Here is a 14,744-nt window from a genome sequence, read left to right as displayed (position 1 = left end):
GTATTTTTCTTAGTCCTTGTCAGCCAATTCCATCAGCCTTTGGACAGGCTCGCTCTCCTTGAGCTTTCTCTTGCCCTTCTCCATCAGGATTCCGGCCTGAACCCCCTTCAAGAACGGGGCTGACCGCTTCAAGGCTTGGCCGCCGGCATAGCCCACGGCGAGCAGAAGGGCAATTGTCTTTACATGCTTGATCCTCATCTTTCTCACCCGATTTCTAAAACCCTCCTGACCTTTTTTACACCTATATTGTAGCGCTTTCTTCGCTTGACAACAAAAAACTGTTCCCGGTTTTCACCAGAAACAGTTTTTCCAATTTAACTGCGCTTACTTCAAAGCAGCCTTAACGGCAGCGTTGACCGCGTCCTTTTCGGACTTGATCAAGTCAACCCGGGTAGCGATGACCTTGCGGTCCATCTTGATTTCCCGGTTCAAAAGCATGTCGCTTTCCTTGTCAGTAAAGAAGGCGTTGTATTCGTCGTAGCGTTCCTGGGTCTTGAAGACGCGGGAAATGACGGTGATGAAGGTCGCGAATTCCATGTCGCCGCCAACCGTCTTTTCCATCCAGGCCCATTCGTCTCTGATCCAGTTCCAGGCCAGTTGTTCACCGGCCGGGTTGGACAAAACGCCGCTAAACCAGCCGCACAAGTCCTGCGGCTTAACGATTTCCGCGTTCTCGAACCAGGAGATGATCTTCTTCAGTTCGCCTTCGTCCTTGCTCTTCACGATTGCTGCTTCCAGGTCCATCTTGAATGATGGGTCGCTGGTTGCCTGGTAGAGGCCGATCAGCTTGTCGGTCAGTTCGCTTGAGCCATAGTTTTCAACTTCGTTGATCAAGACATAGGCCCGGATATCAGCGGACAGTTCAGCCAGCTTGTCAGCGTATTCCAGGTAGAGCTCGTGGGCCTGCTTTTCAGACTCAGCGTTGCGGCCGTACAGACTAGCAGACAGGACGTATGGCCGGGTTTGAATGTCTTCGTCGCTTTCGCCAGCCTTTGGCAGCCAGCCTAAGCGGGCAACCTGGTCCTTGGACAGGTCGTTGTACAGGGCGCGCAGGTTCTTGTCGGCCTCGCTGCCTGCTGGGGCAAATTGACGCAGCTTGGCAGCCGTCGTGTACAGGGCATCGCTCACGATATGGCTTTCTGAGTTCTTGAAGAGTTCCAGAACTGGCACCACGTCAGCGTATGACACTTGCTTGCCTTCTGCCAAAAGACGCAGTTCTTGCAGCAATTGCAATTGGGACACTGGATCCAGGTCCTTGGCTTCCTTCATGATGTCATCCATCAAGGTCTGGTCGTACTTCACGATGAAGTGGGAGCTGTTGCCCACGTTCAAGCGCAGGGCGTGGCCGGCTTCTTGGCGCAAAGCCTGGTAGTCGCCCAGGTCAAGTTCGACGTCAGACATGATCTTTGGTGCCTTGAAGTTGGCGTTCAATGGGATTTCCCACTTGCGGCCGACTTCCTTGCCTTCGCCGACAAAGAACTGCTTCTGAGTCAGCTTCAAGTGACCGTCTTCCACGAAGGCGTTGACGACTGGATAGCCTGGCTGGTCCAGCCAAGTGTGCATGATTTCGCCGATGTTCAGGTCGGTTGCCGTTGACAAGGCATCCCACAGGTCATCGCCGGCAGCGTTGCCGAACTTGTGGTGGTCGAAGTAGTACTTCAAGCCCTTGCGCAAGGCTTCATCGCCCAAGAGCGAGCGCACCATGACCAGCATTCTTGACCCCTTGGCGTAGACGATCGCCCCGTCAAACAAGGCATCGATTTCGGCTGGGTCGTTGACTTCAACGTGCACTGACTGGACCCCGTCGGTCGCGTCTCGGGTCAAAGCGGCCGCGACTTCGGAAGTTTGGAACATTTCCCAGATGTGCCAGTTTGGCTCCAGGTGGTCAACTGACAGGTATTCCATCATGTTGGCGAAACTTTCGTTCAGCCACAGGTTGTCCCACCATTCCATGGTTACCAGGTCGCCGAACCATTGGTGGGCCAGTTCGTGGGTCACGACGGTTGCAACCAGCTTCTTCATTTTCAAAGTGGTGTTGGCTGGGTCCAAGAGCAGGTAGGCTTCCCGGTAGGTTACCAGACCCCAGTTTTCCATGGCGCCGGCTGAGAAGTCAGGCAGGGCCAGTTGCAGTGATTGCGGCAATGGGTATGGAGTTTGGTAGAAGTCTTCGTAGAATTCGATGGCCCGCTTGGCGATGTCCAAGGAGAAGGTCAGTTCCTTTTCGCTGTGGGCTTGGGTTGAGTAGACCCCGATCAAGACGCCGCTCTTGGTGTGGGTCGTTACTGACCGCATTTCGCCGAAGGCAAAAGCAACCAGGTAGCTGGACATGCGGACGGTTTCCTTGAAGTAGTGCACGCCGTTTTCAACCCGTTCTTCCGGCATGTTGGCCAGGACGGTTTCGCCTTCATGTTCGTCGAACTTAAGGGCCAGAGAGAAAGTTGCCTTGGCTTCCGGCTCGTCAACGCATGGGAAGGCTTCCCGGGCAAAAGTAGTTTCAAACTGGGTCCCGATCAATTCCTTCTTAACCCCGTCAACTTGGTAGTAGGATGGGTAGATCCCCATCATCGTGTCCGTCAAAGGAGCTGAGTAGTCGATCGCGATCGTGGCTTGGCCAGTCTTGCCGGCTTCGATCTTGATCCCTTCAAAGTCATCGCCAAAGGTAAATGGGACGTCCTTGCCGTCGACAGTGACCTTGCTGATGGTCATGTATTTTTGGTGAACCAAGACAGTGTCTTCCTTGATGTCACCGTGAATGGTTGAAGTACCAGAGAATTTTCTAGCGGCCCGGTCGACGTCGATGTACAGGTCGTAGTGGTCTGGATGGAATGTTTCGTAAAAGCGCTTAACAGCCATGTGTTCCTCCTAACAAAAATTAACATTTGCAAATCTGCATTTGCGTCCATATACTCTCTTATTTTAGCAAAAAAGGTCCGCTGAATGACAACAAAATGGCTTTTGCCTGGCTGGCCTTGGCCGGATCTTTTTTTCAAAGCAGACGCACAGGCAGCAAAGCTTGAAATGACGCCATTTTTATGCAAAAGCATCAGCGTTTCCCCTAGCAAATGCTGACAAACGCTGAAATATCTGCAGTAAACGCTGATAAAATAAAGGTTGTTCCGTTTAAAGATGGTACTTTATAGACAAGGAGCAAAACAATGAATCAAGAAGAAAGACGGCAAGAAATCAAGCGGCTCTTGCAAAGCCGCCACCAGCTCTCCACCAGGGAGCTGGCCCGGCACTTCGGAATTTCCTTTGACACCGCCCGCCGCGACATCATCCACCTGACCCGGACCGGCCAAGCGGTCCGCGTCCATGGTGGGGTGATGGAACTGGCCAAGGATGACGTGCCAGCCTACCTGGCCCGCCAGCACATCCTGTCGCCAGTCAAGCTGGAGCTGGCCAAAGTGGCGGCCCACTTCGTCCACGCCGGCCAGTGCGACTTTATCGGCCCCTCCACCAGTCTGGAGCAGCTCTGCCGGCAGATTCAAGGCCGGGACCTGCACGTAGTCACGAATTCGATCGACAACGCCCTGGCCCTGCTGGCGCATCCCCTGCCCCGGGCGACCCTGCTGGGCGGCACCTTGGAAAAGCGCAACCGCTACACCTACTCCGCGGCAGCCTTGACCCAGGTCAGCCAGCTGCGCTTCAACACGGCCTTCATCGGCTGCGTCAGAGTCGATCCGGACGGGGTCTACCTCAGCGAAGAGGAAGACGCCAACCTGATCCGGATGGCCGTGGCCCGGGCGCGCACGGTCGTGCTTTTAGCCGAAAAATACAAGTTTTCTTCCCAGCTCACTGCTCCTTATCTCGTTGCCCCACTGGAGCAAATCGACGTCGTCATCACTGATGAGCCGATGGATCCACAAACGCGTCAGGGCTTCAAAAAGACCGTTCAAATTTTGAGCATCGCCAAATAGGAGGACAGTACCATGTTTAAGCGGAAGTTCATGCAGATTTTTGTCAAAAAGAACCAGCAAAAAGAAGAAATTACGGAAAAGACCGGCAAACTCCTCAAAAGCTTCTATAACAGCTTCTTTTCCGATATTTTCAATGAGATGAACATTGACCGCTACCGGCCCATCCGTGACGCGACCGGCATGGTGATCAACAAGTTCACGGCCAACGACCACCCACTGGCCAACGCGGGCAAGCTGGTCCTCTTTATCCAGGCCTACTTGGCCATGAACCAGTTCCACTTGACCAAAGAACAGCAGCAGATGCTGCAGGAGCTGGCCGACCTGACCAAGCACGTCAATCTGAACTACGTCTACATCAGTCCCCTGGACTCGATGGACCAGTTCCTGCCAGAACGAGAAAAAAACGGCCTAAAGCTGCTTTAATATAGTAAAAGACGACTGTGCCTTTGGTGCAGCCGTCTTTTTGCGTTGCTGCGGGAGAATGGTTTCGCGCGTTTTGCGTTTGGCTGCGTATAAAACGGGGATGGTTTCGCGCATTTTGCGCTTGGCTACGTATAAAACGGGGACCTTTTCGCGCGTTTTGCGTTTGGCTGCGGTAAAAGTGGGGATGGTTTCGCGCGTTTTGCGTTTGGCTGCGGTAATAACGGGGATGATTTCGCGCGTTTTGCGTTTGGCTGCGGTAAAAGCGGGGGTGGTTTCGCGCGTTTTGCGTTTGGCTGCGGTAAAAGCGGGGATGATTTCGCGCGTTTTGCGTTTGGCTGCGGTAAAAGCGGGGATGATTTCGCGCGTTTTGCGTTTGGCTGCGTATAAAGCGGGGACCATTTTTGGCAATTTGGCTTTGGCTACGTATAAAACGGGGATAACCATTGCCCTAAGCCCCGCTTCTTACTGAACCAAATCGTTTTTGCAAAATTGGAGCCCCGCTTCTTACTGAACCAAATCGTTTTTGCAAAATTGGAGCCCCGCTTCTTACTGAACCAAGCCGTTTTTGCAAAATTTGAGCCCCGCTTTTTACTGAACCAAGTCGTTTTTGCAAAATTTGAGCCCCACTTTTTACTGAACCAAGTCGTTTTTGCGAAATTGGAGCCCCGCTTTTTACTGAACCAAGTCGTTTTTGCGAAAATCTGAGCCCCGCTTTTTACTGAATCACGAAGATTCCCTGGGGGAGTGCTACAGTTTGAGACTTTGCTGGACTGAGTTCTGAGATTTTCGACTTAGTTAGGGACTTTGCGGGGATGAATTTCGTGATTTTAGCTTTAGTTGGGGACTTTGCGGGGATTTTTTCCTAAAAAACATCCAACTGCGACCGATTTGCAAAAAATTTGCCCCATAAAGTACCCAACTACTGGGGTTTTGACAAAAACGAGCCCCGGAAAGTACCTAACTACTGGACTTTTGACAAAAATAACCCCCGGAAAGTACCCAACTACGGCATTTTTCAAAAAATCGACCCCTATAAAGTACCCAACTACTGAACTTTTGACAAAAATAACCCCCGGAAAGTACTCAACTACTGGGGGTTTGACAAAAATGAGCCCCGTAAAGTACCTAACTACGGCTGATTTACTAAAAATAACCCCCGGAAAGTACCCAACTACGGCTGATTTACTAAAAATGAGACCCGTAAAGTACCCAACTGCTGACGTTTTGACAAAAGTGTTCACCAGAAAAATACCCAACTAAAGCAATTTGGCAATAATCCGGCGCTTTTACAAAATTCGAGTAAAAAAAGACGGCTGCAACTGGATGCAACCGTCTTTTTAGCTATTTTTTGCAGATAAAATCACTTATCAATTGAAGCGTCTCCGCTCTTTGACCACCGTCGCCAAACAAGCGGTGACCTGCCCCCTTGATCAGGTGCAACTCGCTGTTTTGATAGATCTTGTCATACTTGACTGAAGCAAAATAGTCCACGACCTTGTCCGCGAGCCCATGCACTAGCAAGACCGGTCCATCATAGCGGGCCGCGGTCTCGTAGATTGGCAGCAGCTGGGCAATTCTGAAATACTTGCCGCCAACGGTCCAGCCATCAACCACGACTTGGTCAGGAATGTGCTCTGAGTCATACTCAACCCCCTGGCACTTGCCGTTGATGGCATCTGATTTCAATGTAGCCGCTGGTGCCAGCAAAACCAATTTGTCAATCAAGTCATGGTAGTAGCCGCCTAACATGCTGGCTACCACCCCGCCTTGCGAGTGGCCAATGACGTAGACTTTTTCCGCCTTGATCACCTTTTTGGCAAACTGCAGGGTCTGAATCGCGTCCTCAATTTCATTGAAGACATCCATGTCCGCGAAATCGCCCTCACTTTTGCCGCAGCCGTTAAAGTCTAAACGCAGGGTTGGAATCCCCTTGGCGTTCAACCGTTTGGCCACTTGGTAGTTCAGGTGGTCCGGCGTGTAGCCCATGTTCCCCTTGAAGCCGTGCAAAAGGATGGCCACTTCCTGGTTTTCCAGCTGGTCGGTCCCCTCCAAAACCCCATGCAGAGTCAATCCATCCCGTTTGATATTAACATCCATGTTGTGTTCCCTTTCTCCTCTCTTTTGCCTGCTTTCTTCCTATTTTATATCTTTAGGACAGACTTGCAGCGCTTTGTAATGAAAAAAATGCACTATTGTTACATTCTTACTATTCAATTGCGCTGGCTTTACAAATATTACTTTCTCTGTATAGCTTAGATACGTGATTTTTCCAGTCCGCTGGCCATTTTTGACAGCTTTTTGGCCATTTTCGCTATTCATGTATCCCTTAAATTGGGAAATATTACCAATTTTGCCGGGCTTTTTACCTGATTGTTAACTAACCGTGATTGCTTTGTAACACTCCTGTCATATTGGACTAGTAGCATAATAGGTAAGTTTTAAGAGACTACGTGAGGAGTAATCTACTATGAAGCATTTCAATTTTAAAAAGGCATTATCCGCGGCCTGCTTAGCAGCCGCTTTTGCCACCGCCCCTGCCACTACTGTTTTCGCAGCAAGCAACGACGAGGCCGCGCAATCATCATCTACTCAAGCAAACCAAAGCAGCCAATCATCTTCAACCGACCAAACCACTAAGGCCGCTGAAGCCACCAAGAAAGCTGCCAAGAAAGCCAAGAAGACCACTAAAAAGACAGCTAAGAGGGCTGCCAAGAAGGCCGTTAAAAAGGCAACTAAGAAGACTGTCAAGAAGGCCGTAAAAAAGACCACTAAGAAGTCTGCCAAGAAGACTTCAAAGAAGACGACCATCAAGACTGCCAAGTCCGCTGTAAAGGCTGACGCCAACTCACAAGCAGCTGACGACAAGCAAAAGCAGGACCAAAACCAAAGCCAAAACCAAAGCCAAGACCAACAAGCACAAGACGCGCAAGCCAAGGCCAAGGAAGAAGCCGCTAAGAAAGCTGCTGAAGCCAAGAAGAAGGCCGCTGCTAAGAAGCGTGCCGCTGCCAAGAAGAGAGCCGCTGCTAAGAAGCGTGCCGCTGCCAAGAGAAAGGCTGCCGCTAAGAAGCGCGCTGCTGCCAAGAAGAGAGCCAAGCTTTCCGTTGCTGAAAGAGCAGCCAAGTACTGGATCGCTATGCGCGAATCAAGTGGCTCATACACTGCTAGAAACGGCAACTGCTACGGCCGCTACCAACTTCTGACCGCTTACCTGCACGGCGACTACTCAAAGAAGAACCAAGAAAAGACCGCTGACTGGTACGCTCACAGCCGCTACGGCTCATGGGTCAACGCCAAGAGATTCTGGCTGGCTCACAACTGGTACTAAAACAGACATAGATTCCTCACATACAAGCATGTACAAAGGAGAAGCCGCAAGGCTTCTCTTTTTTATTGTAGTTTTTGCTGACTATTTTGCTAGCTTTCGCCTCGCATTTTTTCACTTTTTTCCGGATCTTTTCTCATGCCACTTGCTCATGAAAGAAGCTTGCAGGCCTGGCCGTTTTTGATTTTTTTAGATTTTTAATCTATTATTTTAATTTTACAAACTGTCTGGGATGTTTTATAATATTTAAACAGCTTTGAAATATACCAAAGAAGAAGGAGCCAATACCCTATGCAGCTTAGCAATGACCAACTGGCCAATATCGCTCATGACTACTACATCAGCAAATTAAACATCGCCGAAATTTCGGCCAAGTACAGCCTCTCCCGCTACTTAATTGACAAGGCCCTGGTGGACGCGGAAAACACTGGGATCGTCCAAATCAACATCAGAGAAGGTGCCAAGCGCAACTCCAGCCTGGAGACCCTCTTCAGACAGAAGTTTGACTTGAAGGAAGCTTTTATCCTGAAGAAGCTGGAAACCAAGAACCAGGACAGCGAAAAGATCGTCTCCTTCGCGGCTGAACAGATCCAAAGCTACATGCAGTCCTGTGAGAACGTCGGCCTGACTTGGGGGACGACCATGCTGGACATCATCAACTCATTCACCGACACCAAGAACGAGAAGCTGAACTTCGTCCAGCTGGTTGGCTACCCGCTCCATGGCTCAGGCCGCAAGAGCCCCCTGGAACAGGTCGCGGCCAACCAATGCGGCGCCCACTTCCAAGCCCTTCCCGCGCCGCTGTACGCCACCAACCCTGACCTGGTGAAGCTCATCAAGCAAGAGCCGTTCTACAAGCTGCTGGATGAGCGCTACAACCACATGGACCTGCTGGTCGCTACCCTGGGCACCCTGCAGGCTTTTGAAGAAGAAAGCTTCATGCACCGCCAGTACGAGAACCTCCTGTTCAGGGACATCCGCCGGGACAACATCGCCGGGATGATCTTCGGACGGCCATACGACCACGAAGGCCACTTCTTCAGCGCCATCACCGACAAGATCGTCGGCATCTCTGACCAGCAGATCGTCAGAACTCCGGTCCGCTTCGTAGTGGTCAACAGCCGCTTTAAGGCCGGCGCCCTCATCGGCGCCCTGCGCTCCGGCATCGTTACCCACCTGGTAACCAACGAAATCATTGCCGAACGGGCCCTGCAGCTGCTTGAAGACGAAAAGCATTCTTAACCGCAAACGAAAAATGTCACTCAGACGCGCGTCTGAGTGACATTTTGTTTTATCACATATTTTTTGCTTTTTACCACAAGCCAAGCAGCTTCATCCAGAGGCCGCCGACTACGCCGTAGACCAGCAGGTAAAAAAGTCCCAAGATAAAGCACATCTTCCACCAGTCAGTCTGCTTCACGTAGCCAGGGGCAAACAGTTCCGTGGCTGGGCCACATGAGTAGTGGGTGGTTGATTGGAAGATGGCCCCGGTCAAGCCAAGCATGATGGCCGCGTACATGACCGGCACCAGCAGGAAGGAAATCAGTGCTGGCACGATGGCCGCGGCTGCCCAGCCAAACCAGGAGATCTTGACGCCATTGCCAGCCGGCAATCGTGATCGTCGCGGGCTTGAATGGGGTCAGCAGAAAGAGCTCGATCCCTACGATTAAAGGCCAGACAAAGTCTTTATAGTTAACTTTCTCTAACGTATTTATTCCCGCTTGTTTTTTCTTTACTCTTAACTCAATATCTTTTCAAAAAAATTGACTATCCGCGCGCCAGCTTGGCGGCTTGGATGCCGGCTTGGCGGCCGAAGACGACGGTTTCCGCGATTGAATTCCCGCCGATCCGGTTGTTGCCGTGCAGACCCCCGGAGACTTCGCCAGCCGCGAAAAGGCCAGCGATGACCTTGCCGTTGGAGTCGAGGACTTGGGTTTCGTCATTGATGTGGATCCCGCCCATCGTGTAGTGGATGGCTGGGTGCACGTGGATCGCGAAGAATGGCGCCTTAGTCACGCCGCGGTCCATCCCCGTGGTCCGGCCAAAGGCTTGGTCAGCGTGCTTTTCAACAGCTCCGTTCCAGGCAGCCACGGTCTCTTCCAGACCAGCCGCATCAACGCCGATCTTGCCAGCCAGCTCAGCCAGGCTCTCCCCGTGCTCGACCAGGCCAATGTAGTCGTAGAATTCAACCGCCTTGACGTGGTCGCGGATGCCTTGGTCAAAAATCAGGTAGGCCCCATCTTCATCAAGGCCCGTGATGGCATCGGAGACGATCTTCCGGGTGTTCAGCTCGTTGACGAAGCGCCGGCCAGCCCGGTTGACCAAGATGGCCCCTTCCCCGCGGACGGCTTCCCCGATCAGGAAGGTGCGCTCGCCGTCAGTCTGCGCCGTTGGGTGTACTTGGATGAAGTCCATTTGGATCAATTGAGCGTCCACGTCTTTGGCCAAAAGCAGGCCGTCGCCGGTCGCGCCGGCTTGGTTGGTAGTCTTGTAGCCTACCAGGTCTGGCCGATACTTCTTGATGATTTCCTGTGAAGCCCCGAAGCCGCCAGTTGCCAAGATGACTGCCTTAGCCGCGATCTGCTTGGTCCCGTTGACTTCAATGCCCACGATCCGCTTGTCTTCATCCTGCAAGAGCTTGGTGATCTTGGCTTCATTGAAGACGGGAATGTCTTCCTTTTGAATGTTCTTCAAGAGCCCTTCGACCAGGTAGCCGCCAACTGGGGCAGTTGATGCTGGCCGGTGGGCCCGCTTTTGGCTCATCCCTCCGGTAATGGTCAGGTCGGTCAGCGCGATTTCATGCTCAGCCAGCCAGTCGACCGCCAAAGGAGCGTGGTCGACAAAGTAGCGCAGCATTTCCCGGTCGTTCAAGCGGCCGCCGCCCTGCAAGGTTTCCTTGTAAAAGTCTTCCTTGCTGTCGATGATGCCGTGGTCGTATTGGACCAGAGACTCAGCCGCGTTCATGCCGGATGAGGCCTTGCTGGTGTTGCCGCCAAGCTTGGCGTTTTTTTCAAAAACAGCCACGCTGGCGCCTAATTCATGGGCCTGCAGGGCCGCGGAGAGGCCAGTCCCGCCGGCGCCGATTACGACAACGTCGTATTCGCTGTCAGCTTCGTTAATCTTCTTTGCTTCGTATACAAATTTAGCCATAGTTGCAAATTCTCCTGCTCAGTGTGAGCTTATTCTTCAGGCTTGGTCCGGTCGACGTTGGTCATGGCCATGTAGTCCATCCATTCGTCGTATTGTTCTTCAGTCACCTTGCCGCTCTTGAGGGCCGCTTCCTTCAAGGTCATCCCTTCCTTTTGCGCGGTTTGGGCGATTACGGCTGCTTCGTGGTAGCCAATCTTTGGTGACAAGGCAGTTACCGTCATCAATGAGTTTTCAAGGAGGTCATCCATGCGCTGCTCGTTGACGGTCAAGCCGTGGATCATCTTGTCAGCAAAGCCAGTGATGGTGCCAGTCAGGATGTCAGCTGATTCCAGGAAGGCCGCAATCATAACCGTCTTGAAGACGTTCATTTCAAAGTTGCCTTGACTGGCCGCGAAGTTGATGGTCACATCGTTGCCCAAGACGCGGGCAACCGCCATGGTTACGGCTTCAGCCTGGGTCGGGTTGACCTTGCCTGGCATGATTGATGAGCCTGGTTCGTTGGCAGGGATGTTGAGCTCGCCGTAGCCGGCACGTGGGCCGGAAGCCAGGAAGCGGATGTCTTGGGCGATCTTGAACATATCGTTGGCCAAGGTCTTCAAAGCCCCGTGCATAACGCTCAAAGCTGAGTGGTGAGCCAGGCCCCAGAACTTGTTGGTTTCAACCTTGAATTCGTGCCCGTAGACTTTGGACAGCTTGCCGGCGATGGCTTCAGTCATCCCAGGAGCTGCGTTCAAGCCAGTCCCGACAGCCGTCCCGCCGATCGCCAACTCGTAAAGGCTTGGCTTCAATTCTTGGATGTAGGCCAGGTCATGCTTCAAGGCTGAGATGTAGCCAGAGACTTCCTGGCCAAAAGTCAAAGGAGTTGCGTCTTGCAGGTGAGTGCGGCCGACCTTGACCGTCTTCCAGTACTTGTTCTGCTTGACCTTGAGCTCGTCGATCAGGTGCTGGATGGCTGGTTCCAGCTTGTCGATGGCTTCAACGGCAACGATATTCATGGCCGTTGGGTAGGTGTCGTTTGAACTTTGGCCGCGGTTGACGTCGTCGTTAGGCAGGATGTTCAAGCCTGGGTGCAGCTTGTTGGCCAAGTTGGCAACGACTTCGTTGACGTTCATGTTGGTTTGGGTGCCTGAGCCGGTTTGCAAAACGTGCAATGGGAAGTCCTTGCGCAGGCTTTCGTCATCAAGGGCCAGCAATTGATCGATGGCTTCTTCGATGGCTTGCCCCTTTTCAGCAGGCTCATCGCCAACTTCAACGTTTGATTCAGCAGCAGCCTTCTTCAAGTGCAGGAAGGCGCGAATGATGGCCAAAGGCATCAATTCGCCTGATGGGAAGTTGTTGCGGCTTCTTTCAGTCTGTGGGCCCCAAAGAGCTTCCTTAGGGATCTTCACTTCACCAATCGTGTCTGATTCAATGCGGTATTCTTGTTCTGACATCTCTGTTTCTCCTTACAAACGAACTTTAAACATTGCTTTTGTTAATTGCATTATATAACGGCCTTTTTTAATTTTGTTAAAAAACACACAATTTTTAGCAGTTTTTTCAAGAATTTAAACCGGACTCAGTTCTTTAAAGTTTGCCCATTTTTTGGTCATTTTTGTTAAAATACAAAAGTCTTCAAATTAAAGTAAGCGCTTAATATCGGCTTCAATATTTTTGGGAAAGACCAGCAGGCTTTTTTCTTGGCCTGCTTTCGGCAAGTGAATGAAAAAGGTAACTTGTGAAATGTTCATTTGAATCTCCCACTTTAGCTGGGCTCTTTTTTCATAAGTGCCGCTTGCTTTCATCTGGAGCTTTTTATTAAAAAAACAAATTCAATAGATTGACTTTAGTGATAAACTAAAGCTTAGATTTCTTGATTGGAGAGAATAAATTGCAAGATAAGTTAGAAAAACTGCCCGACGGCTGGCACAAGGCTTTTGCAACCTTGTGGCTGGGGAACTTGATCACGGGGATGGGCTATTCCATGACCATGCCGTTCGTGTCGCTGTTCATCGCTGATCTGGGCCACTACAGCAAATTCGAGATCAGCATGTATTCCGGCCTGGCTTTTGCCGTGACCTTTATCACCCAAGCCATTATGTCGCCCATCTGGGGCTCCCTAGCCGACCGCAAGGGACGCAAGCTGATGTGCCTGCGGGCTTCCGGCGTGATGGCTTTAACCATTTCTTTGACCGGTCTGGCCATGAATGCCGGCTATATCGTGCTCATGCGGGCCATTCAAGGCTGCTTTTCTGGCTACATCAACAACGCCACGGCGCTGATGGCCGGCGAGACGCCCCACCGCAAGAGCGGCTGGGTCATGAGTCAGATGATGACCGCCAGCACCGCGGGCAACCTGATCGGGCCAATCCTGGGCGGGGCCTTGTCCAGCTTTTTTGGCAACCTGCTGGGCGGAGCCTGGGGCTACCGGGTTCCCTTCTTTATTACCGGCTTTTTGATGGCGATGGTCTTTTTGGCAACATTGCTGTTCGTTCATGAAGACTTCAAGCCAGTAAAAAAGGCAGAAATGCGGCCAATGAAGGATATTATGGCCACTTTGCCCAACCTGCAGCTGATTATCGTCATGTTCGTGACTACTATGCTGGTTCAATCCGCCAACATGTCTATCGACCCGATCGTTTCCTTATATGTCAAATCCATGATGCCAGGCGCGCAGAATATTGCCTTTATTGCCGGGGTCGTGGCCGCGACGCCAGGTCTGGGGACCTTGGCCGCCTCATCGTATATTGGCCATAAGATGGACCAGATTGGACCGCTGAAGATTTTGCGCCTGGGGCTACTGGCCGGCGCCCTGCTCTTCGTGCCCATGGCCATCACCCACTCCCCGTGGGCCCTGGCCGCTTGGCGCTTTTTGCTGGGGATGGCTAGCGCGGGGATGATGCCCGCCGCGCAGACCGTTCTGACTTTGAACACGCCACCTGAATCTTTTGGCCGGATTTTTTCCTATAATCAGTCCTTCCAGGCCATGGGCTCGGTCATCGGTTCCCTGCTGGGCTCTGGGATCTCCGGCATCTTCGACTACGCGACGGTCTTCTGGGTCACTGGGGCCACCTTGCTTATCAATTTTGCCTTGGTGCTGATTTTTCAAAGAAAAAACAGCTGAATCTTGACTTAGTTGGGGATTTTGCGGGGATGAATTTCGTGATTTTAGCTTTAGTTGGGGACTTTGCGGGGACGAGTGCGCTTGGTTGCGGTAAAAACGGGGACGAATTTGCGCGATTTGGACATGGCTACGGTAAAAACGGGGACGAATTTGGAGGATTCGCGCTTGGTTGCGGTAAAAACGGGGACGATTTCGTGCGATTTGGACATGGCTGCGGTAAAAACGGGGATGAATTTGGCTGATTCGCGCTTGGTTGCGGTAAAAACGGGGACGAATTTGGAGGATTCGCGCTTGGCTGCGGTAAAAACGGGGATGAATTGCGACTGGATACGGTATTTATGGATATAATCACTGCTTTAATCCCCACTTTTTACTGAACCAAGCACTTTTTTCGAATTTTGAGTCCCATTTTTTACTGAACCAAACCGTTTTTCAAAAATTTGAGTCCCATTTTTTACTGAACCAAACCGTTTTTCAAAAATTTGAGTCCCATTTTTTACTGAACCAAGCCGCTTTTTCGAAATTTGAGCCCCGTTTTTTACTGAACCAAGCCGCTTTTTCGAAATTTGACCCCGCTTTTTACTGAACCACAGCACCCTCTATAATTTTTGCCACAGTTGGGGATGAATTACGCGACTTTTGACTTAGTTGCGGACTTTTTGGGGATGGATTGCGCGATTTTTGACTTAGTTGAGGACTTTGTGAAGTGCCATAGAAAAGTTAGACATTTTATAAAATCTTAAATAGTTGCCATTACACGATCTCTATATTTTACAGGGGTCGTGTAATTTAGTTTATTGGACCGTCTGATGTTGTTAAACCAATATAT

The 14,744-nt window shown here is 51.3% G+C and carries 16 protein-coding genes and 1 pseudogene; 7 read left to right on the top strand and 10 right to left on the bottom strand.

Features of this window, described 5'->3' with window-relative positions:
- Positions 1 to 9: 9 nt before the first annotated feature.
- Together FYJ62_RS03620 and FYJ62_RS03615 are read right to left on the bottom strand one after the other, a co-directional pair.
- Positions 10 to 198 (bottom strand): hypothetical protein, encoded by a 189-nt coding sequence (locus FYJ62_RS03620; RefSeq protein ID WP_154547971.1) that lies wholly within the window; start codon positions 196 to 198, stop codon positions 10 to 12.
- Between the two features lie 126 nt (positions 199 to 324).
- Positions 325 to 2,853, bottom strand: coding sequence for a M1 family metallopeptidase (locus FYJ62_RS03615; protein ID WP_154547827.1), 2,529 nt, complete (start codon positions 2,851 to 2,853; stop codon positions 325 to 327).
- Between the two features lie 302 nt (positions 2,854 to 3,155).
- On the opposite strand from FYJ62_RS03615, the gene FYJ62_RS03610 reads away from it, so the two are divergent.
- Positions 3,156 to 3,917, top strand: a complete 762-nt coding sequence (locus tag FYJ62_RS03610; protein WP_154547825.1) for a DeoR/GlpR family DNA-binding transcription regulator — start codon at positions 3,156 to 3,158, stop codon at positions 3,915 to 3,917.
- 12 nt (positions 3,918 to 3,929) lie between these two features.
- On the top strand, positions 3,930 to 4,340 hold the full coding sequence (locus tag FYJ62_RS03605) for a bacteriocin immunity protein (protein ID WP_407657295.1): 411 nt from the start codon (positions 3,930 to 3,932) through the stop codon (positions 4,338 to 4,340).
- On the opposite strand, the gene FYJ62_RS03600 is transcribed toward FYJ62_RS03605, so the two are convergent.
- Entirely contained in the window at positions 4,326 to 4,784 is a 459-nt protein-coding gene (locus tag FYJ62_RS03600; protein ID WP_154547823.1) for a hypothetical protein, read from the bottom strand. The two genes, FYJ62_RS03605 and FYJ62_RS03600, sit on opposite strands and share 15 nt — an antisense overlap.
- Positions 4,785 to 5,186: 402 nt before the next feature.
- On the opposite strand from FYJ62_RS03600, the gene FYJ62_RS03595 reads away from it, so the two are divergent.
- The gene (locus FYJ62_RS03595; protein ID WP_154547821.1) at positions 5,187 to 5,600 is read left to right on the top strand and encodes a hypothetical protein; all 414 of its coding nucleotides are present in this window, start codon (positions 5,187 to 5,189) and stop codon (positions 5,598 to 5,600) included.
- 81 nt (positions 5,601 to 5,681) lie between these two features.
- Here FYJ62_RS03595 and FYJ62_RS03590 read toward each other — a convergent pair whose 3' ends face one another.
- Positions 5,682 to 6,437, bottom strand: a complete 756-nt coding sequence (locus FYJ62_RS03590; RefSeq protein ID WP_154547819.1) for an alpha/beta hydrolase — start codon at positions 6,435 to 6,437, stop codon at positions 5,682 to 5,684.
- A 370-nt stretch (positions 6,438 to 6,807) separates the two neighbouring features.
- Here FYJ62_RS03590 and FYJ62_RS03585 point away from each other — a divergent pair, with 370 nt between their 5' ends.
- Positions 6,808 to 7,665 (top strand): aggregation-promoting factor C-terminal-like domain-containing protein, encoded by an 858-nt coding sequence (locus FYJ62_RS03585; RefSeq protein ID WP_154547818.1) that lies wholly within the window; start codon positions 6,808 to 6,810, stop codon positions 7,663 to 7,665.
- Positions 7,666 to 7,953: 288 nt separating this feature from the next.
- Positions 7,954 to 8,904 (top strand): sugar-binding transcriptional regulator, encoded by a 951-nt coding sequence (locus tag FYJ62_RS03580; RefSeq protein WP_154547816.1) that lies wholly within the window; start codon positions 7,954 to 7,956, stop codon positions 8,902 to 8,904.
- Positions 8,905 to 8,974: 70 nt separating this feature from the next.
- Here the strand turns inward: FYJ62_RS03580 and FYJ62_RS03575 are convergent.
- From FYJ62_RS03575 to FYJ62_RS03560, 4 genes and pseudogenes are all read right to left on the bottom strand, one after another.
- A pseudogene (locus FYJ62_RS03575) lies at positions 8,975 to 9,190 on the bottom strand (anion permease); the annotation flags it as partial.
- Positions 9,191 to 9,429: 239 nt separating this feature from the next.
- Positions 9,430 to 10,812 carry a flavocytochrome c gene (locus tag FYJ62_RS03570; protein WP_154547814.1) on the bottom strand — a complete coding sequence of 461 codons (1,383 nt, stop codon included), beginning with the start codon at positions 10,810 to 10,812 and terminating at the stop codon, positions 9,430 to 9,432.
- 29 nt (positions 10,813 to 10,841) lie between these two features.
- Positions 10,842 to 12,245 carry a class II fumarate hydratase gene (locus FYJ62_RS03565; protein ID WP_154547812.1) on the bottom strand — a complete coding sequence of 468 codons (1,404 nt, stop codon included), beginning with the start codon at positions 12,243 to 12,245 and terminating at the stop codon, positions 10,842 to 10,844.
- A 186-nt stretch (positions 12,246 to 12,431) separates the two neighbouring features.
- Positions 12,432 to 12,596: a hypothetical protein gene (locus FYJ62_RS03560; RefSeq protein ID WP_154547810.1), complete on the bottom strand. Its 165-nt coding sequence runs from the start codon at positions 12,594 to 12,596 to the stop codon at positions 12,432 to 12,434.
- An 86-nt stretch (positions 12,597 to 12,682) separates the two neighbouring features.
- Here FYJ62_RS03560 and FYJ62_RS03555 point away from each other — a divergent pair, with 86 nt between their 5' ends.
- Together FYJ62_RS03555 and FYJ62_RS03550 are read left to right on the top strand one after the other, a co-directional pair.
- A complete protein-coding gene (locus FYJ62_RS03555) occupies positions 12,683 to 13,915 on the top strand; it encodes an MFS transporter (RefSeq protein ID WP_268233446.1) in 1,233 nt (410 codons plus the stop codon).
- 81 nt (positions 13,916 to 13,996) lie between these two features.
- A complete protein-coding gene (locus tag FYJ62_RS03550) occupies positions 13,997 to 14,263 on the top strand; it encodes a hypothetical protein (RefSeq protein ID WP_154547808.1) in 267 nt (88 codons plus the stop codon).
- Positions 14,264 to 14,271: 8 nt separating this feature from the next.
- Here the strand turns inward: FYJ62_RS03550 and FYJ62_RS03545 are convergent, their stop codons facing one another.
- Entirely contained in the window at positions 14,272 to 14,511 is a 240-nt protein-coding gene (locus FYJ62_RS03545) for a hypothetical protein (RefSeq protein WP_154547806.1), read from the bottom strand.
- A gap of 143 nt (positions 14,512 to 14,654) precedes the next feature.
- Positions 14,655 to 14,744 (bottom strand): IS3 family transposase (locus FYJ62_RS03540; RefSeq protein ID WP_154486841.1); only part of this gene is annotated, 90 nt, incomplete at its 5' end.

Origin of the sequence: Lactobacillus porci (assembly GCF_009695985.1) — a bacterium.
Taxonomy (GTDB): Bacteria; Bacillota; Bacilli; order Lactobacillales; family Lactobacillaceae; genus Lactobacillus; species Lactobacillus absianus.
The sequence above is the reverse complement of the archived record's forward strand: the minus strand, read 5'-3'. Positions and strand labels throughout refer to the sequence as shown.